Origin of the sequence: uncultured Reyranella sp., assembly GCF_945957355.1 — a bacterium.
Classification (GTDB): Bacteria; Pseudomonadota; Alphaproteobacteria; order Reyranellales; family Reyranellaceae; genus Reyranella.
The window spans coordinates 159,558-180,176 of sequence record NZ_CAMFKM010000003.1; the positions used below are offsets into that span (position 1 = coordinate 159,558).

The 20,619-nt window shown below is 66.8% G+C and carries 22 protein-coding genes; 14 read left to right on the forward strand and 8 right to left on the reverse strand.

The window, feature by feature from the left end; translation table 11 throughout:
- Positions 1-6 precede the first annotated feature (6 nt).
- The 6 genes from Q0Q48_RS06420 to Q0Q48_RS06445 are packed head-to-tail and all read left to right on the forward strand — an operon-like array spanning position 7 to position 6,300.
- Positions 7-3,651 carry a tape measure protein gene (locus tag Q0Q48_RS06420; RefSeq protein WP_295135693.1) on the forward strand — a complete coding sequence of 1,215 codons (3,645 nt, stop codon included), beginning with the start codon at positions 7-9 and terminating at the stop codon, positions 3,649-3,651.
- A gap of 1 nt (position 3,652) precedes the next feature.
- Entirely contained in the window at positions 3,653-3,961 is a 309-nt protein-coding gene (locus tag Q0Q48_RS06425; RefSeq protein ID WP_295135696.1) for a hypothetical protein, read from the forward strand.
- On the forward strand, positions 3,958-4,284 hold the full coding sequence (locus tag Q0Q48_RS06430; protein WP_295135699.1) for a hypothetical protein: 327 nt from the start codon (positions 3,958-3,960) through the stop codon (positions 4,282-4,284). The genes Q0Q48_RS06425 and Q0Q48_RS06430 overlap by 4 nt, the downstream gene beginning before the upstream one ends.
- Positions 4,284-5,150, forward strand: a complete 867-nt coding sequence (locus Q0Q48_RS06435; RefSeq protein WP_295135702.1) for a hypothetical protein — start codon at positions 4,284-4,286, stop codon at positions 5,148-5,150. The genes Q0Q48_RS06430 and Q0Q48_RS06435 overlap by 1 nt, the downstream gene beginning before the upstream one ends.
- Positions 5,150-5,830 (forward strand): hypothetical protein, encoded by a 681-nt coding sequence (locus Q0Q48_RS06440; protein WP_295135705.1) that lies wholly within the window; start codon positions 5,150-5,152, stop codon positions 5,828-5,830. The genes Q0Q48_RS06435 and Q0Q48_RS06440 overlap by 1 nt, the downstream gene beginning before the upstream one ends.
- A 2-nt stretch (positions 5,831-5,832) precedes the next feature.
- Complete coding sequence (locus Q0Q48_RS06445) at positions 5,833-6,300, forward strand: hypothetical protein (RefSeq protein WP_295135708.1); 468 nt, start codon at positions 5,833-5,835, stop codon at positions 6,298-6,300.
- Here the strand turns inward: Q0Q48_RS06445 and Q0Q48_RS06450 are convergent.
- Positions 6,285-6,581 carry a hypothetical protein gene (locus Q0Q48_RS06450; RefSeq protein ID WP_295135711.1) on the reverse strand — a complete coding sequence of 99 codons (297 nt, stop codon included), beginning with the start codon at positions 6,579-6,581 and terminating at the stop codon, positions 6,285-6,287. The genes Q0Q48_RS06445 and Q0Q48_RS06450 overlap by 16 nt on opposite strands.
- A 612-nt stretch (positions 6,582-7,193) precedes the next feature.
- Here Q0Q48_RS06450 and Q0Q48_RS06455 point away from each other — a divergent pair.
- From Q0Q48_RS06455 to Q0Q48_RS06465, 3 genes are all read left to right on the forward strand, one after another.
- Positions 7,194-7,433, forward strand: a complete 240-nt coding sequence (locus Q0Q48_RS06455; protein ID WP_295135714.1) for a hypothetical protein — start codon at positions 7,194-7,196, stop codon at positions 7,431-7,433.
- Positions 7,430-7,792 (forward strand): hypothetical protein, encoded by a 363-nt coding sequence (locus tag Q0Q48_RS06460; protein WP_295135717.1) that lies wholly within the window; start codon positions 7,430-7,432, stop codon positions 7,790-7,792. The genes Q0Q48_RS06455 and Q0Q48_RS06460 overlap by 4 nt, the downstream gene beginning before the upstream one ends.
- Before the next feature lie 157 nt (positions 7,793-7,949).
- The gene (locus tag Q0Q48_RS06465; protein WP_295135720.1) at positions 7,950-8,666 is read left to right on the forward strand and encodes a dihydrofolate reductase family protein; all 717 of its coding nucleotides are present in this window, start codon (positions 7,950-7,952) and stop codon (positions 8,664-8,666) included.
- Here Q0Q48_RS06465 and Q0Q48_RS06470 read toward each other — a convergent pair whose 3' ends face one another.
- Positions 8,667-9,143 carry a PaaI family thioesterase gene (locus Q0Q48_RS06470; protein ID WP_295135722.1) on the reverse strand — a complete coding sequence of 159 codons (477 nt, stop codon included), beginning with the start codon at positions 9,141-9,143 and terminating at the stop codon, positions 8,667-8,669. It abuts the gene before it with no gap.
- Positions 9,144-9,173: 30 nt separating this feature from the next.
- The gene (locus Q0Q48_RS06475) at positions 9,174-10,106 is read right to left on the reverse strand and encodes an IclR family transcriptional regulator (protein WP_295135724.1); all 933 of its coding nucleotides are present in this window, start codon (positions 10,104-10,106) and stop codon (positions 9,174-9,176) included.
- A gap of 273 nt (positions 10,107-10,379) precedes the next feature.
- On the opposite strand from Q0Q48_RS06475, the gene Q0Q48_RS06480 reads away from it, so the two are divergent.
- The 3 genes from Q0Q48_RS06480 to dxs are packed head-to-tail and all read left to right on the forward strand — an operon-like array spanning position 10,380 to position 13,510.
- Positions 10,380-10,634 carry an exodeoxyribonuclease VII small subunit gene (locus tag Q0Q48_RS06480; protein WP_295136333.1) on the forward strand — a complete coding sequence of 85 codons (255 nt, stop codon included), beginning with the start codon at positions 10,380-10,382 and terminating at the stop codon, positions 10,632-10,634.
- Between the two features lie 10 nt (positions 10,635-10,644).
- A complete protein-coding gene (locus Q0Q48_RS06485) occupies positions 10,645-11,553 on the forward strand; it encodes a polyprenyl synthetase family protein (RefSeq protein WP_295135727.1) in 909 nt (302 codons plus the stop codon).
- 40 nt (positions 11,554-11,593) lie between these two features.
- Positions 11,594-13,510, forward strand: a complete 1,917-nt coding sequence (dxs, locus tag Q0Q48_RS06490; RefSeq protein WP_295135729.1) for a 1-deoxy-D-xylulose-5-phosphate synthase — start codon at positions 11,594-11,596, stop codon at positions 13,508-13,510.
- An 8-nt stretch (positions 13,511-13,518) separates the two neighbouring features.
- On the opposite strand, the gene Q0Q48_RS06495 is transcribed toward dxs, so the two are convergent.
- Genes Q0Q48_RS06495 through Q0Q48_RS06505 form a run of 3 tightly spaced genes read right to left on the reverse strand, consistent with a single transcriptional unit; the run spans position 13,519 to position 16,411 of the window.
- Positions 13,519-14,925 carry an amidase family protein gene (locus Q0Q48_RS06495; protein ID WP_295135733.1) on the reverse strand — a complete coding sequence of 469 codons (1,407 nt, stop codon included), beginning with the start codon at positions 14,923-14,925 and terminating at the stop codon, positions 13,519-13,521.
- Between the two features lie 26 nt (positions 14,926-14,951).
- Positions 14,952-15,614 (reverse strand): peroxiredoxin, encoded by a 663-nt coding sequence (locus tag Q0Q48_RS06500; protein ID WP_295135735.1) that lies wholly within the window; start codon positions 15,612-15,614, stop codon positions 14,952-14,954.
- Positions 15,615-15,667: 53 nt separating this feature from the next.
- Entirely contained in the window at positions 15,668-16,411 is a 744-nt protein-coding gene (locus Q0Q48_RS06505) for an SDR family oxidoreductase (protein ID WP_295135738.1), read from the reverse strand.
- A 47-nt stretch (positions 16,412-16,458) separates the two neighbouring features.
- On the opposite strand from Q0Q48_RS06505, the gene Q0Q48_RS06510 reads away from it, so the two are divergent.
- Entirely contained in the window at positions 16,459-17,205 is a 747-nt protein-coding gene (locus Q0Q48_RS06510; RefSeq protein WP_295136336.1) for a TlyA family RNA methyltransferase, read from the forward strand.
- Here the strand turns inward: Q0Q48_RS06510 and Q0Q48_RS06515 are convergent.
- On the reverse strand, positions 17,180-18,142 hold the full coding sequence (locus Q0Q48_RS06515) for a class I SAM-dependent methyltransferase (RefSeq protein WP_295135741.1): 963 nt from the start codon (positions 18,140-18,142) through the stop codon (positions 17,180-17,182). The two genes, Q0Q48_RS06510 and Q0Q48_RS06515, sit on opposite strands and share 26 nt — an antisense overlap.
- Complete coding sequence (locus Q0Q48_RS06520; protein ID WP_295135744.1) at positions 18,139-19,191, reverse strand: alcohol dehydrogenase; 1,053 nt, start codon at positions 19,189-19,191, stop codon at positions 18,139-18,141. The genes Q0Q48_RS06515 and Q0Q48_RS06520 overlap by 4 nt, the downstream gene beginning before the upstream one ends.
- Before the next feature lie 203 nt (positions 19,192-19,394).
- Between Q0Q48_RS06520 and Q0Q48_RS06525 the strand changes: the two genes are divergently transcribed.
- On the forward strand, positions 19,395-20,615 hold the full coding sequence (locus tag Q0Q48_RS06525) for an amino acid ABC transporter substrate-binding protein (RefSeq protein ID WP_295135747.1): 1,221 nt from the start codon (positions 19,395-19,397) through the stop codon (positions 20,613-20,615).
- Positions 20,616-20,619 lie beyond the last annotated feature (4 nt).

The window sequence follows — 20,619 nt, forward strand, 5'->3', positions numbered from 1 at the left end:
CGCCGCATGGCTGAAGGCAGCACCACCAAAGTCATTCGAATCGTTATCGATGCCCGTGGCGCCAGGTCCGGCGGCGACGAAGCCACCCGCGCCCTTGCCGCCGTCGAGCGAAGCACGAACTCGATGGGCTCGGCGATGGATCGGCTAGAGCGCGCCTTGGGTGGAATCGGCGGCGCCCTTCGCGCGCTGTCTGCGGGGATGGTGGGCCTCGAATTCCTGAGAGCGGCCGACAGTGTGACGCGCTTCGGCAACAGCCTCCGCGTCGCCGGCATCCAGGGTGAGGCCCTTGCTGGTGTCCAGCAGCGGCTCTTCGACATGGCGGCTCGAAACGGCGTCGAAGTCGAAGCGCTGGGCCAGATGTACGGCCGCGTCGCGATGACGAGTCGCGAGCTGGGAGCGTCGCAGGCAGACATGCTCAAGTTCGTGGGCGGCGTCACCGACGCGCTCAAGGTGCAGGGCGGCTCGGCGGAACAAGCCTCAGGCGCGCTCCTGCAGCTATCACAGGCCATGGGGGCCGGTGTCGTCAGGGCCGAAGAATTCAATTCGATCCTCGAGGGCGCGCTACCGATCGCCCAGGCCGCGGCGCGCGGGATCGACGGCATGGGCGGCTCGGTCGCCAAGCTCCGCGCCGAGATCGTCGCCGGCAACGTGACCTCGCGTGCATTCTTCGACGGCCTCTTGAAGGGCTTCGACCAGACGAAGGTGCAGGCTGACAGCGCCACCCGGACGATGGGCAGCGCACTCGCCGGCGTGAAGACGCGATGGACCGAACTCAGCGGCGCCATGGATCAGATGTCGAACGCGAGTCCGACGATCATCGGTGTGCTGGATGCCATTGCGGGATCGCTGGGCAAGATCACCGCGGCGGCGCGCGAGAGCCGCGGCTCGCTGCTGTCGTTCATGGGTAGCGTCATCAGTCCTGATTTCGGGCCGCAAAAGCAGGCGCTGGAACTGCAGATCCTGCAGAAAGAGGCCAAGGAGTCCCGCGACAGGCTCGACAAGATCACCGGAACCGGGTTGCTCGCCAATGCCTCGCGCAATCGCGAACAGACCTTCCTCGATGCTAGGCTCGGCCGCATTTCGGAGATCGAGCGAGCTATCCAAGTCACCAATGTTGGCGGCAAGTCGTTGCCGGCGTTGGCGGACGATCCCGACAACATCGGTCTCGTCATCAAGCGGCCGCCGGCGTCGCCTCTGAAACCGAAGGGGGACGGCGGCGACGGCAACCGCCTGGCTGAGGCCCTGCAAGATGCGCAGCGCGAACTTGATCAGGCCCGCGCCTTCGCCGAGGTCGCAAATCAGGGCGCCGACGCCATCGCGAAAATGGAGGTCCACTTCAAGGCCTTGAAGACCTCGCAGGATGTCTTCTCGAAAACGGCCAACGACAATTCGGGCGCGGCGAAGGCGCTCGCCGATTCGCTGGAGAAGGCCGGCCTCGAAACGCTCAAGCTCAAGAACCTCGGCGATTTTCGAGGCGGCACCGCTTCGCTGCGGGATCAGAACGAATTGCTCGAGGCGGAGCTGCGCCTTGCCAACGCGCTGCCGGAGGTGCGGGCGAAGGAACTGGCCGTCCTAAAGACGATGCAGGAGGTCCGGGAGAAGGGCCTCGCTGACAACAAGCAAGACATCGCCGATCGCATCGCCGTGGTGGAGACCAATGAGCGGCTGAAGCTGCAAGGCGAGGAGCTGAAGCGCTCGAATGAACTGTGGACGGCGCCATTGAAGAGCGCGCTGGAGAACATCCAGAGCAGCACCGCCGACTGGATCGACAAGATGCTCGAAGGGCTGCAGCAGGGCAAAGCGGCCGTCATCGATTTCGGGCAGATCGGCATCAGCATCGTGCGCCGCATGGTGTCGGAATTTGCCTCGCTGGCGATCATGCGGCCGATGATGGGGTCCCTGGTCGGCGGCCTGGCATCGATCGGGCTAGTGAGCCCGGCGACGGCGTCGAGCCTCGGCTATGGCCAGAGCATCAGCGGGCCCGCTGTGGCTGGCGGTGGCGGCGGGCTGGGCAGCCTGTTCGGCGGCGGCAGCAGCTTCTTCAGCCAGCCCATCGCGTCGCTTTTCCCGTCTTCTACGCCATCGGGCGGGTTCGCCAGCGTGGGTGACCTGCTCGCCAGCGGGCAGACCGGCGCCAGCGCGTCGGCCTCGGGCATCGGCGGCCTGGGTGGCATCAGTATCGGGCAGGGGCTGGGAGCGCTCGCCGGCGCCGGCATGGGCATCTACAACCTGGCCACGGCGAACGGGAACACCGGCAAGACCATCGGCGGCATAGGCAGCATCATCGGCGCCGGCGTGTCGTTGATCCCCGGCATCGGCCAGATCGCCGGCCCGATCATCAGCATCCTGTCGAGCATCGTGCCCAGCCTGTTCGGCGAGGGCGATACCCGCACCCACAGCTCGACGAATGCGAACCTGCGCTACGGCAGCGGCGGCTGGTACACGACCGGCGGCGCCTACGGCTCCGGCGCCAACTCCGGCCAATCGGAAAGCGCGCTGCGCGGCACCACGGCGGGCATCGATTCGGTGTTCGATCTTATGGGCGGCGTGAAGGATGCCTCGAAGGTCTGGGGCCTGAACCTCTCCAGCTGGACCGCCCAGGGCAAGGACTGGAGCTATACCTCGAACGCCACGCACCTCGTCGATCCCAACGGCAACCGCGAAGCCTGGCGGATGAACATGTCCGACATGCTCGATACGGGCAGCGCGCAGGTCGCGATCCGGTCGATCCTGTCCGGTGCCGTCGGCGAGATCACGGACACCATGAAGGGCGCGCTGGAGCACATGCGCGCGGCTTCGATGGGCATCAAGGAGACCGCGGAGAGCATCGTCTTCGTCGACGAGGTCTATGAGCGTCTCGGCAAGGGCGCGCTCACGGTCCGGGCGCAGTTCCGCGAGCTGGAGAAGCAGTTCGGCGACATGACCGACACCGCGAAGAAGCTCGGTCTCTCACTGGAACCCGTCATCGCGGAGCAGAAGAAGCAAACGGAACGGCTCGGCCAGGACTACATCGACAATCTCATCAATCCCATCGCGGCTCAGCTGCGTGCCTGGGAGGACGAGAAGCAGTCGATCCTCGCGAACACCGCCTACATCGCCGAGCACACCGACGTCGTCGTCGACATGGCGCGGGTCAATGAGGCGCTGCTCCGCAAGGAAGCCGCGCTGAAGAACGAACTCTATGGCGGCGCGGTCTCTCAGCTCGAGGATGCCATCGCGCGCCTGATGCCAGGCGGCAATCTCTCGAACCTCGACCCATCCGGCACCTTTGCCGGCTTGAAGGCTTCCTACCAATCGACCTACGCACAGGCCGCTGCGGGCGATGCCGCCGCAATCGGCCGGTTCGGCGCCGAGAGTACGGCCTATGCCGAGTATGCCCGCAGCTACTTCGCCGGTTCTGCGGAATACGAGGCGATCCGCCAGCAGATCGTCGAGGCGCTGCGGACGGTGCAGGTTGAGGTCACAGGCGGTGCGGCCAACGGGAGCGGTGGCACGAACATGGCCGCTGAAATGCAGCAGCTCAAGCAGCTGGTGCAGACCGTCGTGGCGAACGATCAAGCCAAGTCGCAGGAGTCAGCCGAGCTGCTGGCCGTCATGACCCGCATGACGAACCTGCTGAGCCGATACGTCACCAACGGCGTGAGGGGCTGACATGCGGGCCGCAAACGACAACGATCTCGCCCTTCCCGATCTCAGCGAGAGGCTACGCGATCTCGCGATGGCGGCCGCTGACCGGCTGTCCGCTATCAGTGAGTACGGCGATGCGGCATTCGATGCGGTGTTTCGGCGTGAGCGTCAGGAATTCCGGAATGTCGTGCGGGGGGTCGAGATCGTCGCGATGCAGATGGACGTCGCGATGATGCAGCGCTTCAACGCTCTTCAGAACGAGAAACTGCAGGCGCTCCGAGCCCAAGCCATCGCTCTCGGGATCGATCCCGATAACGAAGCGACCTGGCCATGAGCATCGTCGCCGCGGTCTCCCGCATCATCGATCAGCACGGCGAGACGATGACGTTGCAACGCGCCGGACACACCGATCTCGCCGTGAAGGGCAAGCGCGTCGCTGGCGGTTCGACCGAGCCCATAGGGGGCACGGCGAGGCAGCAGGAATTCGACGTGAAGCTGTCGCTGACCCAGCTGCTCGCATCGGCCTGGGCGAGCAAGGCCCCCAGCGCGAGCACCGATAGCATCGTGATCGATGGTCGTGTCCGCGCGATCCTCGACGTTCGGCCGCTGCGGCACGGCGCCGACGTCGCGGCCTATGTGCTGACCGTGGCGGGCTGATGGCCCGTGCGAAGCGCAAGAAGAAGGAGCGGGCCCGGCGGCTCCATCAGGAGCCGATCGTTAGAGCGATCGCCCGGATCCTCGACGCTGGCACACCCACGAAGTTCCGCTGGGAAAGCGCCTGTCGTCACGGCTTGCGAGGCGCCTATTGCATGAAGGGCTGGAAGTGGAAGGAAGCCGACGAGCAGGCCGCTAAGATCATCACATTAGCGCTTCACCGCATCGGCTCCGGCATCCGGCCTACATGGCGCGTGGCCCAGCTCGATCCGAGAGAGCACGAATATCACAGCTGCAAAGGATGCGGCGGTTACATGGGGCCAAGCCCGGTTCCGTATTGCAGCAGGGAGTGCGGCCACCGGCTTTGGAGCCGCAACTATCTATCGAGGCTCGATGATGCTAACCGAGCACGCGCGATGAGGGTGGCCCTCACTGGTGGTGCCGAGCTACCCCGGCCGCCCGAAGAGCGTCTCTGCCGCAGGTGCCGTAAGCCTTTCCCGCTTTCACCTCACCATCGGCGACAGCTGTTCTGTTCGCATGCCTGCAGCCAGCACGCTGCGCTGGGTCGCCTTGAGATGCGCGACTGCATCGTCTGCGCCGAACCGTTTAAGCCCAGCGCTAACAACCAGATGGCGTGCAACCTGCGATGCCAGCGGGCCGCGCGCATGCGGAGTCAGCGGAGGCCGTCTCGCGAGCGGGCCAAGTGTCTGCACTGCCATGAGTTCTTTGACCTGGCGACGACCGGCATTCCGGCCGCGTATTGCGGCAATCTCTGCAGGGGCAGGGCAAAGCGAGCGAGGCTGCGAGCCGAGGCCGCGCAGAAGTCTTGGGACGAATCGCAAATGGCGAAGATCGCGGAGGCGGCTTGATGCCGGTCATCATCGAAGGCTTGAAGGGCGGCCCGCCGATCGGCCAGACCATCGATCAGTGGATCAAGGAAGCCACGATCGAGGCCGCCGAGCGGGCACTTATCGAAGAGGTCGGCCAGGGCTTCGACGACCATCCCGTCGTGATTACCGACGGCGTCATGGGCCGCGACTATCGATCGGTGAAGCCTTTCGGCGGGATCGAGTTCGTGGCCAGGACCACGATGGTCGACGCCGTGCTCTGGACGCTGGACGAGCTCAGGAAGCGGTCGCCGGTGCTCACCGGTCGCTACGTCCAGTCGCACATCGTGATGCTCAACGGCGCCTCGATAGAGCGGGATCTTCGCCAGACCCTGATGAGAGTGAAGCCTGGCGACAGGGTGCAGCTGGTCAATACCCAGCCCTACGCGCGCAAGATCGAAGGCGCGACGGCCAGCAGGCGCACCGGCCGGGAAAGGCGGCGCGGATCGAGCCGCCAGGCCAGGGGTGGCGTCTATCGTGTCGTGCAGCGTGCGGTGCTGCAGCGGTTCGGCCGGCAGCTCTTCTGTGACTTCGCCTATGTCCGGCTCGACACCGGCGTCCGTGTCTGGGGCTGGCAGGGCGGCAAGGGCGGCCGGCGGGTGCGGCGCGATCAGGTCTATCCCGCGATCCGCATGATGATGAAATCCAACGACAGGGGCTGACGATGGCTGGTGATCCTCTTCGCGATGCCTTTCGGACCGAGCTCGACACCGTCATTGCGGCGGCTTCGCCGGCGATCCTGTGGGCGCGCAAGGACCTGCTCAACACCACCGATCAGCCGGCGCCGCCACCGGCCGGGGCCAGCGCCGCGGCGTCGGGATGGTTTGAGATCGAATTCCCCGGAGGGACCGAACAACAGGTCACGTTCGGCGCCCCTGGCGCGAACCTTCACCGCGAACAGGGGCAGGTGACGATTCGGGCCGTCACCCGGCTACGTGCTGGGAAGACGATCCGCGACCTGGCTGAGACTTACATGGCTCAGGTGCGCACCGGCTTCAGGATGCGACGCTTCACGGCCGGCGGCCTCGATATTCAGGTGACGTCGACCGGGGCGATGGGTGGCGGCGAGGACGAGGCCGGCCAGTGGGCTGAAAGCCTCGCCCTCGCGTACAGCGTCTATAACCGGGGCTGAGGCGGCGGTGCCTTGATGGCGGCCAGCATCGCCCTGGCGCACGCCGCGTAGGTCTGGCGCTTGATGTCCATGCCGCAGTCGAGAAGCTGGCGGTAGTCGACGCCGGGCATGATGTCCCGGCAATTCCAGACCATCCCGCACGCCTTGCTGATCGGGATCTCGACGGGCTCGTAATTGACCTCGTGCTCGCAGGTCGGTTCGGGCTCGCCGGTGTTCCAGGCCATGTAGGCTTCAACAGCGTTGAGGAAGGTCTGCCGGACGTGGCCGGGTGCGTGTGTCATTGCGATCTCCAGTCGTTGAAAGGAGACCTTGGCGCGCTCCCCGATCACGCTCGAGCCGCCAGAAGGTCATTGGCCATACGGCCCCATGCCTCGCGTTACCGCGCCTGTGACGGGGTAAGCCGCCACACCTCAGAAACTCAGATCGGGTCGTTCCTGAGGAATTGGCGCGGACGATACACCGGGCAGCGCACGCGCGCCAGTGGAGCGACGCTACACGAACTGTAGCCTGTCACAGGCCCTGTCGCTGACCCTGTGACAGGCGGCGGATTTCCGGACGCGCGCCAGCGGCCACCCTGGCGGGGTGGTGCATGGTGCGGAAATTTCGTGTAGCGTGTCCGTGGGTGTCAGAACCCGGACCAGTGTGGCAGGCCGACCGTTTGGCGACGGTTGCCGAGCCCCGCGGCGTACGCGCCTTGGCGGGCACGTTCGTCGCATTTTAGAGGCGCCTTGGCGGGCGCGCTCCACTCCGACCTTATGGCCGGGGGCGGCGTGCCATGTCCAGCGGGAAACCGTAAAAGCGCGTCGACCAGTCTCACTGGCTGGTTCTGACCCCCCGGCTGCCGGTCTGCCACCGGCACGGCTGTCAGAAGCCGAAAACCAGTGAGCAACATCATGACCACCAAGACGACAATGTCACCACCGCCCGCAATCCGCCGGGAGGTACTGGCTGCCTTTGCCGGCGCCCTGTGCATTCCGACGATCGCCACCGTCCCGAGCCGGATACCAGCGCCCGACCCGCTCGACGTCATCCGCCGACAGGCCGACCTGCTCGCCGCGATGATGGCAGAGGCCCGCGGCGGAAAGTGGCAGGTGCTCATCGTCGAGATGGTCGACGTCGGCGGTGCATCATGAGTGCCCGCCGTCTCCCGACCGAGATCGACGCCGCAGACGCGTTGCTGGCCCAGGCGCTGGCGAGCGGTCACTACGTCAAGACACCGGCCGACGAACAGTGCCCCGCTGGTGTCTGGATGCTCGTCCCCCTCGATCGGCGACTCGTCCGGATCCTAGAGATGGCCGACCAAGCGCGCGCCGACCTGGAGGATGACGAGCGCGAGCCCGATCTCGACGACGAGCCTTCGCTGGGGTCGTCTGATCGCTGCCGCTCTCAGGAGGATTGGTCGGAGGGCATAAGCGGGCGCGTCGTCGTCGACGAGGAGCGAGACGAGGCGGCCTTCGTCCACCCTGTGCTGGGCTGCTTCCAGCCGCTCTAGTTTGCTGCGGCCGGGGCGGCGGTGCTGCCCCGGCTGTTGGCACCGGAATTGGCACCGGACTGCAGAATACAGGCCAATATTCAACGATACCAACGGTGGTCGCGGCTGCCGGAAAGCCCTACAAAACAATACCTTTCAGCACCATCCGAGACAGCCCATGACGACGAACCGGCGTCCCTATGTCCTCTGCCACATGGTCTGCAGCGTCGACGGTCGGATCTGGGGCAGCCGTTGGCGGCCGAAGGTGAATGTCGTGCCCAACCTGTTCGAGCGGCTGCACGACCAGATGGGCGGTGGCTCGTGGCTTTGCGGGCGGGTGACGGCGCAGGAATTCGCCAAGGGGACTGAGCCGCACTACCCACCGACCGACCAGGTGTTCCCCCGCGAGAACTGGTTCGCGCAGCGCGAGGCCAGGGCGTGGGGGATCTTCCTCGATGGGCATGGCAAGGCGGTGTGGGCGCGGCGGGACATCGGCGGCGATCCGATCCTCGTGATCCTGACCGAGGCGGTATCGGACCGGCACCTCGCAGGCCTGCGCGCCGACGGCGTCTCCTACATCTTCGCCGGCAAGACCGAAATCGATCTGGCAGCAGCGCTTGAGACGCTGAACCGCGAACTCGGCATCGAGCGGATCATGCTGGAGGGCGGAGGCGGGGCGAACGGCGCGTTGCTGCGCGCCGGGCTGATCGACGAGTTGAGCCTCGTGATCTGCCCCGTGATCGACGGCAGCACTGGCGGGCCCATCGTGTTCAACTCGGGTGACGTGGATCTCGGACCGGCGCCGATCGAGAGCATGACGCTGGTTAGCCACGACGTGCTCGAGGGCGGCACGATGTGGCTGCGCTACAAGCTGCGTTCGACCGCGGCCGGATGATCAGTCCGCGGCCTTCCGGTCGAGGAACTCGAGCGTGCCGTCGCTGCGCTCGCCCTTGAGATAGCGGAAGGTGCCGGCGCCGGTGGCGAGCAGCTCGTTCGCCTGGTTGTAGATCTCGGTTTCGGCGGCAAAGGTGCTCTGGCTGGTGGAAGGGCGCCAGGCGCCCAGGATCGTGAGCACGTCGCCTTCGCGGCCGGCCTTGATGAACTGGGTGGTGAAGGCGAGCGTCACCGAGAGCCGCCGCGCTGTCGCCGTCTCGTTGAAGGTGCAGGCGAAGCCGCTGGCCGAATCGAGCAGCGTCATCAGCACGCCGCCGTGCAGCAGGCCGTTGGCGTTGCACAGTTCCGGCCGCACCTCGAGGCGCATCTCGACGAAGCCGGGACGCCACGCCACGACCTGATGGCCAATCACGCCATTGAAGCCGCGGAACACATAAGGAGCGACCGGCCGCGCGTCGGCCGGTCGTTGGATTGCCATGTCTCAAATGCCTCGGAAAGAGGGGTGCGCCTAGCGGCGCGCCATCGCCGACATCGGCGGCCGATGCCCGTTGGTCATCATCGGGCGCATCGCTGCGCCGTTCGAGGTCGTGAGGGCCGGCTGGGCCGCCATGCCGGTGCGAATGTCGCGCGCGACCTTGACCAGACGCGGGCCCCAGTCGGCTTCGAGGCGGTCGCGGCTGATCTGGTAGATCGGCGCCGAGGCGTTGACGGCATAGGCCGCGGTGCCGTCGGAGTTGCGCAGCGGGGCGCCGACGCCGCAGAGTTCGGGCAGCCACTCGCCCCAGGTGACGCAGAAGCCGCGGTCGGTCAGTTCCTTGAACGAGCGCTCTAGGCCGGCCTTGACCTTGGTCCAGTCGTCGCGCCAGCGGCGGCGGATGGCATCGATCTGCTTGTTGCGATCGACGTCGGGCAGGGTGAACAGGTAGGCGCGGCCCATTGCCGTGCTGGCCATCGGCACGCGCGTGCCGACATCGTGGGTGATCGCGACGACCGACGGGCCGCGGCAGGCTTCGAGGTAGATCATCGAGTGACGGTCGCGGCCGCCCAGCGCGGTCGAGGCGTTGAGGGCGTGCGCGAGCTGCTCCAGCGGCTGACGCGAGGCGCGGCGCACGTCCATGCTCGAGATGGCCGCATAGCCCAGCGCCAGAACCGAGGCGCCGAGTTCGTACTTCCGGAAGCGGCGGATGTAGTTGAGGTAGCCCAGCTCGGTCAGCGTGTGGGTGAGGCGGGCGACGGTCGGCTTCGGCAGACCGGTGCGGTGGGCGATCTCCTGGTTGCCCAGCATGCCTTCGCCGGCATGGAAGGCGCGGAGGATGTCGAGGCCGCGCGCCAGCGCGGTGACGAACTGGCGGTCCTTGCTGTTGGATCCCTCGGCGAGGCCGTTTTCGATCGAGCTCTGGAAGGCTGCGGTCCGCGTGACGAGATGGCTTACATTGCCCATGCGCTTACTCCTGGTGAATGGCCGTTTATTTCTTTGCGGGGCGGAACCTGCCATCGGCTCACGGCGACCGCAATGCGATGGGCGAGGTTTTGGCCTGCGAACATGCAAAGCGGCCATGTCACAGATGCGTGATTCGATTATCGAGAGTTGCAGAGACGCAATTTTGCTCTCTGTTTTGGGAATTTTCGGCCTATTTACGTGACGCGGGCGGCATATTTCGACATGTTCGCCGCCTCCCGCTACGATCCACGCCGACCCCTTGAGAGGCAAGAATTGGCAAAAGAACCCACCCTGCCGAAGGACATCACCGCCCTGTCTTTCGAAGACGCGCTGAAGGAGCTGGAGGGCATCGTCCAGCAGCTGGAGCGCGGCCAGGTGAAGCTCGACGAGGCGATTTCGGCCTACGAGCGTGGCGCCCTTTTGAAGCGCCACTGCGAGCAACGGCTGGCCGAGGCCAAGATGAAGGTGGAAAAGATCGTATTCTCCGCCGACGGCTCGGTCGGCACGCAACCCGCCGACCTCGGCTGATTTTCTCCCCATGCCGTTGTCGTCGCACACCCGGTTTGGCGCTGCGCTTTCGTTTGCCGCCGAATCGGTCGAACGCACCATGGATCGCCTGCTGCCGAGCGGCGCCTCGGGCGAGGCGCGCGTCTTCGAGGCGATGCGCTATTCCAGCCTGGGCGGCGGCAAGCGGCTGCGGGCCTTCTTCGTGCTGGCGGGTGCCACCCTGTTCAAGGTCGGGGCGCTGTCTGCCCTGCGCACCGCCAGTGCCATCGAGTTCGTGCACGCCTATTCGCTGATCCACGACGACCTGCCGGCAATGGACGACGACGATCTGCGGCGCGGCAAACCTTCCTGCCATCGACAGTTCGACGAGGCGACGGCCATCCTGGCCGGCGATGCACTGCAGGCGCTGGCCTTCGAGGTGCTCGCGCACGAGGACACGCATGGCGACCCGGCGGTGCGCGTGGCGCTGGTCGCGGAGCTGGCAAAGGCTGCCGGGGCACGGGGAATGGTCGGCGGCCAGATGCTCGACCTGCTGGCCGAGGAGGAGGGCTCCGACCAGTCGATCGGCGCCATCACCCACCTGCAACGATTGAAGACAGGCGCGTTGATCTCGTTCTCGTGCACCGCCGGCGCCATCCTCGGGAAGGCCAGCGACCCCGCTCGGTCGGCGCTTTCGATGTATGCTCACGATCTTGGCCTCGCCTTCCAGATCGTCGACGACCTGCTCGATATCGAGGGTGACGCGACCGAACTCGGCAAGGCGACGGGCAAGGACGAGGCGGCTGGCAAGGCGACGTTCGTCTCCATCCTGGGCGTCGAGCGCGCGCGGGCGCAGGCGGAGATGCTGGCGCGACAGGCAGCCGCGCATCTCGAACCGTTCGGCGAAGCGGCTGATCTGCTACGGCAAGCTACAGAATTCGTCGTGGCGCGTCGCACTTGAAGTTGGGGCACGGTCGGCCGTGCAGGAGTATGATAGTTCAATGACCGGCCAGAGTACGACGCCGCTCCTCGATACCGTCGACGTTCCCGCCGACATCCGCCGCCTGCGCGCCGAACAGCTGCGCCAGCTGGCCGATGAACTGCGCCAGGAGACGATTTCGGCTGTCTCGGTCACTGGCGGCCATCTCGGCGCCGGGTTGGGCGTCGTCGAGCTGACCGTGGCGCTGCACTACGTCTTCGACACGCCCAGGGACCGGCTGATCTGGGACGTCGGCCACCAGGCCTATCCGCACAAGATCGTCACCGGACGCCGCAGCCGCATCCGAACCCTGCGCCAGGAAGGTGGTCTTTCGGGTTTCACGCGTCGTGCCGAGAGCGAGTACGACCCGTTCGGCGCAGCCCATTCCTCAACCTCGATCTCGGCCGGCCTTGGCATGGCCGTCGCGCGCGATCTCGCGGGCGGCAACAACAACGTGATTGCCGTGATCGGCGACGGCGCGCTCAGCGCCGGCATGGCTTACGAGGCGATGAACAATGCGGGCGCGCTGCGCTCGCGGCTGATCGTGGTGCTGAACGACAACGACATGTCGATCGCGCCGCCGGTCGGCGCGGTGTCGGGCCATCTCTCGCGCCTCCTGTCGGGCCGGCCCTATGTCACCTTGCGCAACCTCGGCCGCACCTTCGCCGAGAACCTGCCCAAGCCGCTGGAACTCGCCGCCAAGCGCGCCGAGGAATTCGCCCGTGGCTTCGTGGCCGGCGGCACGCTGTTCGACGAGCTGGGCTTTTACTATGTGGGGCCGGTCGACGGTCACAATCTCGACCACCTGCTGCCGGTGCTGAAGAACGCCCGCGACAGCCAGCTCGACAAGCCGATCCTGGTCCATGTCGTCACCAAGAAGGGCAAGGGCTACGCGCCGGCCGAGGCAAGTGCGGACAAGTACCATGGCGTCGTGAAGTTCGACGTCGTGACCGGCAAGCAGTCCAAGCCGATCGCCAACGCACCGCAATACACCGCGGTATTCGCCAAGGCGCTGATGGCCGAGGCCGAGGCGGACAAGAAGATCGTGGCGATCACCGCGGCGATGCCGTCGGGCACCGGCCTCGACAAGTTCGCAGAGCGTTTCCCCGAGCGCACCTTCGACGTGGCGATCGCCGAGCAACATGGCGTCACCTTCGCCGCCGGCCTGGCGACCGAGGGCTTCAAGCCGTTCACCGCGATCTACTCGACCTTCCTGCAGCGCGCCTACGACCAGGTCGTGCACGATGTCGCCCTCCAGAAGCTGCCGGTGCGCTTTGCCATCGATCGGGCGGGACTGGTCGGCGCCGACGGCGCCACCCATGCGGGCTCCTTCGACGTGGCCTATCTCGGCAACCTGCCGGAATTCGTCGTCATGGCGGCGAGCGACGAACTCGAGCTGATGCACATGGTGGCGACGGCGGCACAGATCGACGACCGGCCGTCGGCCTTCCGCTATCCGCGCGGCGAGGGCGTCGGTGTCGAGCTTCCGGCGAAGGGCACGCCGCTGGAGATCGGCAAGGGCCGCATCGTGCGCGAGGGCACTAAGATCGCGATCCTGAATTTCGGCGCACGCCTGCAGGAGTGCCTGGTGGCGGCGGAGGATCTCGGCGCCAAGGGGCTCAGCACCACGGTTGCCGACGCGCGCTTCGCCAAGCCGCTCGACACCGACCTGATCCGCCGCCTGGCGCGCGAGCACGAGGTGCTGATCACGATCGAGGAGGGTTCTGTCGGCGGCTTCGCGAGCTTCGTGCTGCAGTATCTCGCGACGTCGGGCCTGCTCGATGCCGGCCTCAAGGTCCGGCCGCTGGTCCTGCCCGACCGCTTCCTCGATCACGCTTCGCCGGCCCGTCAGTATGAATGGGCCGGCCTCAACGCGCCGCAGATCGTGGCGACAGCGCTGGCGGCCCTCGGCCAGCAGTCGGAGCGCGCGCGCGGCTAGCCGCGCGGCTAGCCGCGCGGGTCGATCGGCGTGAGGCGTGGAGCGTGTGCTTCGACGATCTCCGCCGCGTCGAGGCAGAGATCCTCGCGGAAGCGGGCGGCGATCACCTGAACGCCCACCGGCGTGCCATCGGCAAGGCCCGTGGGCACCGAAACCGAAGGATAGCCCAGCACCGGCGTCGCGAGCAGGCAATGCTGCGCCGCCATCATGGCGTCGACCACCGGCTGGTCCTGGAGGTCGAGTCCGTCGGGGAAGGGCAGGACGTGCGATACGGGCACAACGGACACCGCATATTCCGCAAAGAACAGCGACCACGCGCGCATCAGCGCAAGGCGAAGGCCAAAGGCGTCGAGCAAGCCGCCTGCATCGACCTCCGGCACGTAGGCGAGATGCCCCTCGACGTTGCGCCGGGCCGCCGCATCGCCCAACGCCTGCACGGTGGCGACGAAGCCGCGCCGCTCGTCATTGACCACCATCCGATGCCATAGCTCGGCCGCCTCGCCAAGCCGAGGCGGGGCGACCCGCTCAACCACATAGCCTGCCGCTTCCAGTGCACGGCCGGCTTCTTCGACGGCGGCGCGAACCTCGGGCGCCACATCGTCGAAAGGGGCGGGCGCGATGGCCGCGCGCAGCGGCCGCGGCGGCGCAGGACCCGCGAGCGGCGCCGGCACCCAGTTGGGATCGCGCGCGTCGCCCATCGCCATGGCGGCGAAGGCGAGTCGAACGTCCGCGACGGAGCGCGCGAGCGGCCCCTGCACGGACATCAGCTGTGCCGTGATCGGCCGCTCGGCGGTGGCGGACGGGTTGAAGGCCGGCACGCGCCCCGGCGTTGGGCGCAGTCCCGCCACGCCGCAGGCATAGGCGGGATAACGGATCGACCCGCCATAGTCATTGCCATGGGCGATCGGGCCCATGCCAGCCGCCAGCGCGGCCGCCGCGCCGCCACTCGATCCGCCGGGCGTCAGGCCCTTGCCCCACGGGTTGTGTGTCGGCCCGTGCAGCTCGTTGTCGGTGAACCAGCGGTGCGAGAAGGCCGGCGTGTTGGTGCGGCCGACGATCACCGCGCCGGCCTTGCGCAGGTTGGCCACGACCGGGCTGTCCTCGGTCGCCACCAGGTCGCGAAAGGCCACGACACCGTTGGTGGTGGCGCGGCCCTTCGTGTCGACGTTGACCTTGACCGTCACCGGCACACCGTGCAGCGGGCCCAAGGCGGCGCCGCGGTGGCGCGCGACGTCGGCTTCGCGTGCGGCCTGCACCGCCTCGTCGGCCATCACGTCGACGACGGCGTTGATCTGCGGATTGACGGCCTCGATGCGACCCAGAACGGATCGGGTCGCGTCCTCGCTCGAAACCGCGCCCCGTGCGATAGCCTGCGCCAGGTCGACCGCCGACCAGCGCCAGAGTTCGTCCGTCATGTCCGCACCCTCCGGCTACTGGTTCCTCAGTCCTTGGGCTGGGGCACGATGCGCAGGTAGGGCTTCGGGGCCTTCCAGCCGTTCGGGTACTTGGCCTTGGCGGCCTCGTCGGACACGGCGGGAACGATGATCACGTCCTCGCCCTTCTTCCAGTTCACCGGCGTCGCCACCTGGTGCTTCGCCGTGAGCTGGCAGGATTCGAGGAGGCGCAGCACTTCGTCGAAGTTGCGGCCGCTGCTCATCGGGTAGACGAGCATCGCCTTGATCTTCTTGTCAGGGCCGATGATGAAGACCGAGCGTACGGTCGCGTTGTCGGCGGCGGTTCGGCCCTCCGAGGTCGTGCCGGCACCTTCCGGCAGCATGTCGTAGGCGGTCGCGACCTTCAGCTCGGGATCGCCAATCATCGGGAAGGTCACGGCGTGCCCTTGCGTCTCCTCGATGTCCTTCGCCCACTTGGAGTGGTTGGTCACCGGATCGACCGAGAGGCCGATGATCTTGGTGTTGAGCTTGTCGAACTGCGGCTTGAGGCCTGCCATGTAGCCGAGCTCGGTCGTGCAGACCGGCGTGAAGTCCTTCGGGTGCGAGAACAGGATCGCCCAGCCGTCGCCGATCCACTTGTGGAACTCGATCGGACCCTGGGTCGTCTCGGCCTTGAAGTCGGGCGCGGTCGAATTGATGCGAAGCGTCATGGCTGAAGTCCTCCGTTTTGCGGACCGCACCTCAACCTTTCCGCCCAGCGAGGTCAAGCCTTGGCAGGAATCCAGCTCGTAAGGCCCAATCCACCATCAACTTCTACTGTCGTGCCCACCATATAGCGGCCAAATCTTTCCGACAGGATCGCGACGGCGACCTGGGCGATGTCGTCGGGCGTGCCGGCGCGGCCGAGCGGAATCTGCGCGACGAGGCCGGCGAGATTGTCGGCGACGAAACCACCGCCTGGAATCGCGCCCGGTGCGATCGCGTTCACCCGGATGCCGTCGGGCGCCAGGACGCGTGCCAGCTCCTTCATCACCATCGTCATGCCGGCCTTGGAGGCGCTGTAGTGCGGCAGGTTGCGCGGCATCTCGCGGTGCTGCGAGGTGACCAGGATCATGCGGCCCTTGAGCCCGTTTTCGCGCATGTGGCGCCCGACCTCGCGGGCGAGGAAGAATCCGGACCGCAGGTTGATGTCGGTCATCAGGTCCCACGTCTCCTCGCTGACGGACAAGGGCGTGTCGACCTCCAGCCGGCGCGGGCTCGCCGCATGGACGAACAGCGAGATCGTGCCGAGTTTCTTCACCGCGCCGTCGAGGAGGCTCCTCCAGCCGTCGCGCCTGGACAGGTCGGCCTGCAGGAAGTCGATGCCGTCCTCGGCGGGCGGGGCGGTGATGTCGCTGCCGAGCACGATCGCGCCCTCGGCCTTCAGTGCCTTGGCGATGCCGCGGCCGATGCCGCCGGCGCAGCCGGTGATCAGGGCGCGTTCGCCCTCCAGAAGTTTCATGCTCATGCCCGCCATGCTAGCAGGACGGCCGAAGGGAGACAGTATTGGCGAAGATGCGGCTGGACGTGGCGCTGGTCGAGCGCGGGCTCGTGGAAACACGGGCCGCCGCGCAACGGCTGGTCATGGCGGGGCTTGTCTTTTCGAACGATCGGCGGCTGGACAAGGCCGGGCAGGCGGTCGCTCCCGACATGCCGCTCGAAGTGCGCGGCCAGCTCCATCCCTATGTCTCGCGCGGCGGGCTCAAGCTCGAGAAGGCGCTGGACCATTTCGCGATCCCCGTGGCGGGACGGATCGCCCTCGACGTCGGCTCGTCGACCGGTGGCTTCACCGACTGCCTGCTGCAGCGCGGCGCCGCGAAGGTCTATGCCGTGGACGTCGGCACCAACCAGCTCGCCTGGAAGCTGCGCACCGACCCGCGCGTCGTCTCGATGGAGAAGACCAACATCCGCGACGTGACGCACGCGGAAATTCCCGATCCCATCGACCTCATCGTCTGCGATGCCTCGTTCGTCGGCCTCCGGCTCGTCCTGCCGGCGGCGCTCGCGCTCGCGGCGCCGGGCGCGCATCTCGCAGCGCTTATCAAGCCGCAGTTCGAAGTGGGCAGGGGCCGCGTCGGCAAGGGTGGCATTGTCCGCGAGCCAGAGCTGCACGCGGAAGTCGTCGAGACGATTTCGTCCTGGCTGGACGAGCAACCCGGCTGGCACGTCCTCGGTGTGACGGAGAGCCCGATTACCGGCGCCGAAGGGAACAGGGAGTTCCTGATCGGCGGCCAATTCAGCGGCGCGCCAGCGTCACCCTGAACTTGTTGTTGTCGGCCAGCGTCTCGAACGATGCGAAGTTCGCCTTCAGCAGCGGCTCGTAGGGCAGGCCGCGGTTGGCGACCATGTAGAAGCGGCCGCCGGGTTTCAGCGCGCGGACCGCGACGGCGATGAAGCCTTGGCCCAGGGCCGGTTCGGCGGCCCGGCCGGCATGGAAGGGCGGGTTGCAGACGATGGCGTCGTAGGTGGCGGGCGCTGCCTCATTGATCAGGTCGAGCCAGTGGAACGTCGCGCGCGGATCGGGGACGTTCGCACGGGCCGCTTCGACCGCGCGATGCTCGGCGTCGATGCCGTCGATCTTCGTGACGGCGGGACAATTGGCGAGAACATGCCGCGTGAGGAAGCCCCAGCCGCAGCCGAAATCGGCGACATGTCCCGCAATATCCCCGGGAAGATGCGCCGCGAGGAGGGCGGACCCGTCGTCGACATGATCCCAGGAGAAGACGCCGGGCTGGCTCAGCCACGACCCGTCGCCGACCGGCTGCAGGGTCGCGAGCTTCTGCCAATAGTCGGGCGGCGTGCGTTCGCCCTTCGTGAACCAGAAGACGCGACTGTGGAACTTGGAGAGCGTGTCGACGCCGCCGAAGGCCTTGCCGACATGCTTCTCGAGGCTCGCCGCCCCGTCATCGTTGGCGCCGGCACAAGCCAGCGTGCCGCCCGGCGCAAGCAGCGCCCAGCCGCGCGCGACGTTGGCGAAGTTCTCTTCCTTGTGCTTGGTCAGCAGCACCAGGCCGAGTTCGTGGCCACCCTTCTCCAATCTGGGCACAGCCTGCTTCAGACGGAGAAACGCCGGCCGGAACGACTGCTCCGCGTCGATCTCCGCAAAAGGCGGGTCCTCGGCGCGCAGGAAGAACGCCCGCCTTTCGGCGAGCGCTCCGGTATCGAAGGCGTGGGCGAGGGCGCGTGTCGCCTGGCTCACGGGACGAGGACGGCCCGCCCCATGATCAGGCCCTTGCGCAGTTCCTGCAGTGTCGTGTCGGCCTCGTCGAGCGTGCGCTTGATGACCGGCACCGGGGTCACCTTGCCGGCGGTGACGAGATTCATCATCTCCTTCATCTCGCCCGGGCTGCCGGTGACGGAGCCCACGATCTGGCAGCCGGTGAAGGCGAACATCGGCATCGGCAGCGAGAAGGTGCCGCCGAACAGGCCGACGACGATCAGCCGGCCGCCGCGAGCCAGCGCCTTGACGCCGAACTGTGCGGTGCTCTCGGCGCCGACGAAGTCGATGGCCGCGCCCACGCCGGTGCCGCCGGTCAGTTCGAAGATCTTCTTGCGGGCGTCCTTGTCGCGCGGATCGATCGCGGCGACCGCGCCGTTGTCGAGCGCGAGCTTGCGCTTGTTCTCGTCGATGTCGGCGACGATCGGCGCATGCCCCAGCACCGACTGCGCGAACTTCACGCCCATCAGGCCGACGCCGCCGGCGCCGATCACCAGGATGGGCTTGCCGGCATCCTCGCCGACCGCCTTCTTCACGGCGCTGAAGGCGGTGATGCCGGAGCAGGCATAGAGGCAGGCCAGCTCGGTGGGGATGTTGCCGTAGGGATAGAGATACTTGGCGTCGGGGACGAGGACATGGTCGGCATAGCCGCCGTCCTTGTTGACGCCCAGCGCACGCGGGGCGGGGCAGAGATGCTCGCGGCCGTTGGTGCAGTACCAGCAGGTGCCGCAGCCGATCCACGGATAGACGACAGCCTTGTCACCGACCTTGGCGCCCTTGGCGTCGGGACCCAGTGCCACGACCTCGCCCACGATCTCGTGGCCCATGGTACGCGGCGGGTTCATCGTCTTCTGCGTCGACACCTTGTTGCCGCCGCCCATGTCGAAGAAGCCTTCCCACAGATGCACGTCGCTGTGGCAGACGCCGGCGGCCGTGACCTTGACCAGCACCTCGGCCCCCTGCGGCGCGGGATTGCTCTCCTCGACCTTCTGCAGCGGCTGGCCGAATTCGACGACCTTGTAGCTCTTCATTGGGACTTCTCCGTTACGAAACGGGCCGGAGAATAGGCCGAAAGAAGCGCCGCGTCTGCGGCTTCGGCGCCGCGCCGAATCCGCCACTTCGCCACGGTTCAATATTTTCGAAAGTTTCGAAAATACGATTTACTTACGAGGATCGATCCGCCACGATCGCTCTCAACGGCGCTCAAACAAATAAGCGTCGAAGGAGGAAACGGATGCGCGAGCGGATGGGCTCATGGCGTCGTCGCCATGTCTTGGCTGGATTGATGGGCACGACGGCAGTGCTCGCGGCCCCGGCGATCGTCCGGGCGGCGCCGTCCGGCAAGCCGGTGAGGGTGGGCGGCACGCTCTCGTTGACGGGGTTCCTGGCGCAGACCGCCGTCATCCACAAGATCGCCTCGGAGATCATGGTCGAGGAGATCAACAGCCGCGATGGCTTCCTCGGCCGACCGGTCGAGTATGTGCTGCTCGACGACCAGTCCAAGCCGGACGTGGCCCGCAGCCTCTACGAGAAGCTGATCACCGTCGACAAGGTCGACCTCATCCAGGGACCCTATGCCACGGCGCCGATCCTGGCGGCGATGGGCGTGGCCCAGCGCTACGGCAAGGTCATCATCCAGAGCAGCATGGGCATCCCCAAGCTGCAGACCTACGACATGGCTTTCCCGGCGACGCCGTTCGGGCCGGAGCCGGACAAGAGCTATCCCAACGTGATCCTGGACGCGATGGCCAGCCTGCCGACGCCGCCCAAGAGCATAGTGGTTTTGACCAGCAAGTTCCCCTCGGCGCAGTTCATGGCGCAGGGCATGAAGACCGAGGCCGAGAAGCGCGGCGTGAAGGTGTCGCTCTATCTCGAATACGAGGCCGGCAACCGCGACTTCGGCGCCATCGCTGCGCGCGTGAAGGAGGCCAATGCCGACTTCCTGTGGGTCGGATCGCTGGGCCTGGAAAGCAACCAGATCCTCGAAGCATTGCGCAAGCTCGACTACACGCCGAAGGGCAGCTTCCATCTCTACCCCGCGCCGGGGCCGTTGGCGCTGTCGCCCGACGGCAATCTCGCCTGGTCGTCGACCTTCCTCGAGCCGGATGAGCCGTTCATGAGCCGGCCCGGCGTTGCCAGGATCGCCGAGGCCTACAAGGCGCGCGCCACCAAGGCGAACCTGCCTTATCCGCACATCGATGCGCAGGCCGCGGGCATGGTCTCGGAGTGGCAGATCCTCGAGCAGGGCGTGAACGGCGCCAAGAGCCTGGAGGACAAGCAGATCGCGGCCTTCCTCAAGAAGAACGTGGTCAACACGATCTACGGGCCGCTGAAGTTCGACGGCCTGTACAATCACGGTGCTCCGGCGCAGCTCATCCGGCAGGTGCAGAACAAGCAATGGAAGGTCGTCTGGCCCAGGGAGTTTGCGGCGCCGGGCGTGAAGCTGCTGCCGTAGTCAC

Bases quoted from the DNA above. Each gene is read 5' to 3' on its own strand.
- Q0Q48_RS06420 (WP_295135693.1), top strand. From the start codon at position 7: ATGGCTGAAGGCAGCACCACCAAAGTCATTCGAATCGTTATCGATGCC.
- Q0Q48_RS06425 (WP_295135696.1), top strand. From the start codon at position 3,653: ATGCGGGCCGCAAACGACAACGATCTCGCCCTTCCCGATCTCAGCGAG.
- Q0Q48_RS06430 (WP_295135699.1), top strand. From the start codon at position 3,958: ATGAGCATCGTCGCCGCGGTCTCCCGCATCATCGATCAGCACGGCGAG.
- Q0Q48_RS06435 (WP_295135702.1), top strand. From the start codon at position 4,284: ATGGCCCGTGCGAAGCGCAAGAAGAAGGAGCGGGCCCGGCGGCTCCAT.
- Q0Q48_RS06440 (WP_295135705.1), top strand. From the start codon at position 5,150: ATGCCGGTCATCATCGAAGGCTTGAAGGGCGGCCCGCCGATCGGCCAG.
- Q0Q48_RS06445 (WP_295135708.1), top strand. From the start codon at position 5,833: ATGGCTGGTGATCCTCTTCGCGATGCCTTTCGGACCGAGCTCGACACC.
- Q0Q48_RS06450 (WP_295135711.1), bottom strand. From the start codon at position 6,581: ATGACACACGCACCCGGCCACGTCCGGCAGACCTTCCTCAACGCTGTT.
- Q0Q48_RS06455 (WP_295135714.1), top strand. From the start codon at position 7,194: ATGACCACCAAGACGACAATGTCACCACCGCCCGCAATCCGCCGGGAG.
- Q0Q48_RS06460 (WP_295135717.1), top strand. From the start codon at position 7,430: ATGAGTGCCCGCCGTCTCCCGACCGAGATCGACGCCGCAGACGCGTTG.
- Q0Q48_RS06465 (WP_295135720.1), top strand. From the start codon at position 7,950: ATGACGACGAACCGGCGTCCCTATGTCCTCTGCCACATGGTCTGCAGC.
- Q0Q48_RS06470 (WP_295135722.1), bottom strand. From the start codon at position 9,143: ATGGCAATCCAACGACCGGCCGACGCGCGGCCGGTCGCTCCTTATGTG.
- Q0Q48_RS06475 (WP_295135724.1), bottom strand. From the start codon at position 10,106: ATGGGCAATGTAAGCCATCTCGTCACGCGGACCGCAGCCTTCCAGAGC.
- Q0Q48_RS06485 (WP_295135727.1), top strand. From the start codon at position 10,645: ATGCCGTTGTCGTCGCACACCCGGTTTGGCGCTGCGCTTTCGTTTGCC.
- dxs (WP_295135729.1), top strand. From the start codon at position 11,594: ATGACCGGCCAGAGTACGACGCCGCTCCTCGATACCGTCGACGTTCCC.
- Q0Q48_RS06495 (WP_295135733.1), bottom strand. From the start codon at position 14,925: ATGACGGACGAACTCTGGCGCTGGTCGGCGGTCGACCTGGCGCAGGCT.
- Q0Q48_RS06500 (WP_295135735.1), bottom strand. From the start codon at position 15,614: ATGACGCTTCGCATCAATTCGACCGCGCCCGACTTCAAGGCCGAGACG.
- Q0Q48_RS06505 (WP_295135738.1), bottom strand. From the start codon at position 16,411: ATGAGCATGAAACTTCTGGAGGGCGAACGCGCCCTGATCACCGGCTGC.
- Q0Q48_RS06510 (WP_295136336.1), top strand. From the start codon at position 16,459: ATGCGGCTGGACGTGGCGCTGGTCGAGCGCGGGCTCGTGGAAACACGG.
- Q0Q48_RS06520 (WP_295135744.1), bottom strand. From the start codon at position 19,191: ATGAAGAGCTACAAGGTCGTCGAATTCGGCCAGCCGCTGCAGAAGGTC.
- Q0Q48_RS06525 (WP_295135747.1), top strand. From the start codon at position 19,395: ATGCGCGAGCGGATGGGCTCATGGCGTCGTCGCCATGTCTTGGCTGGA.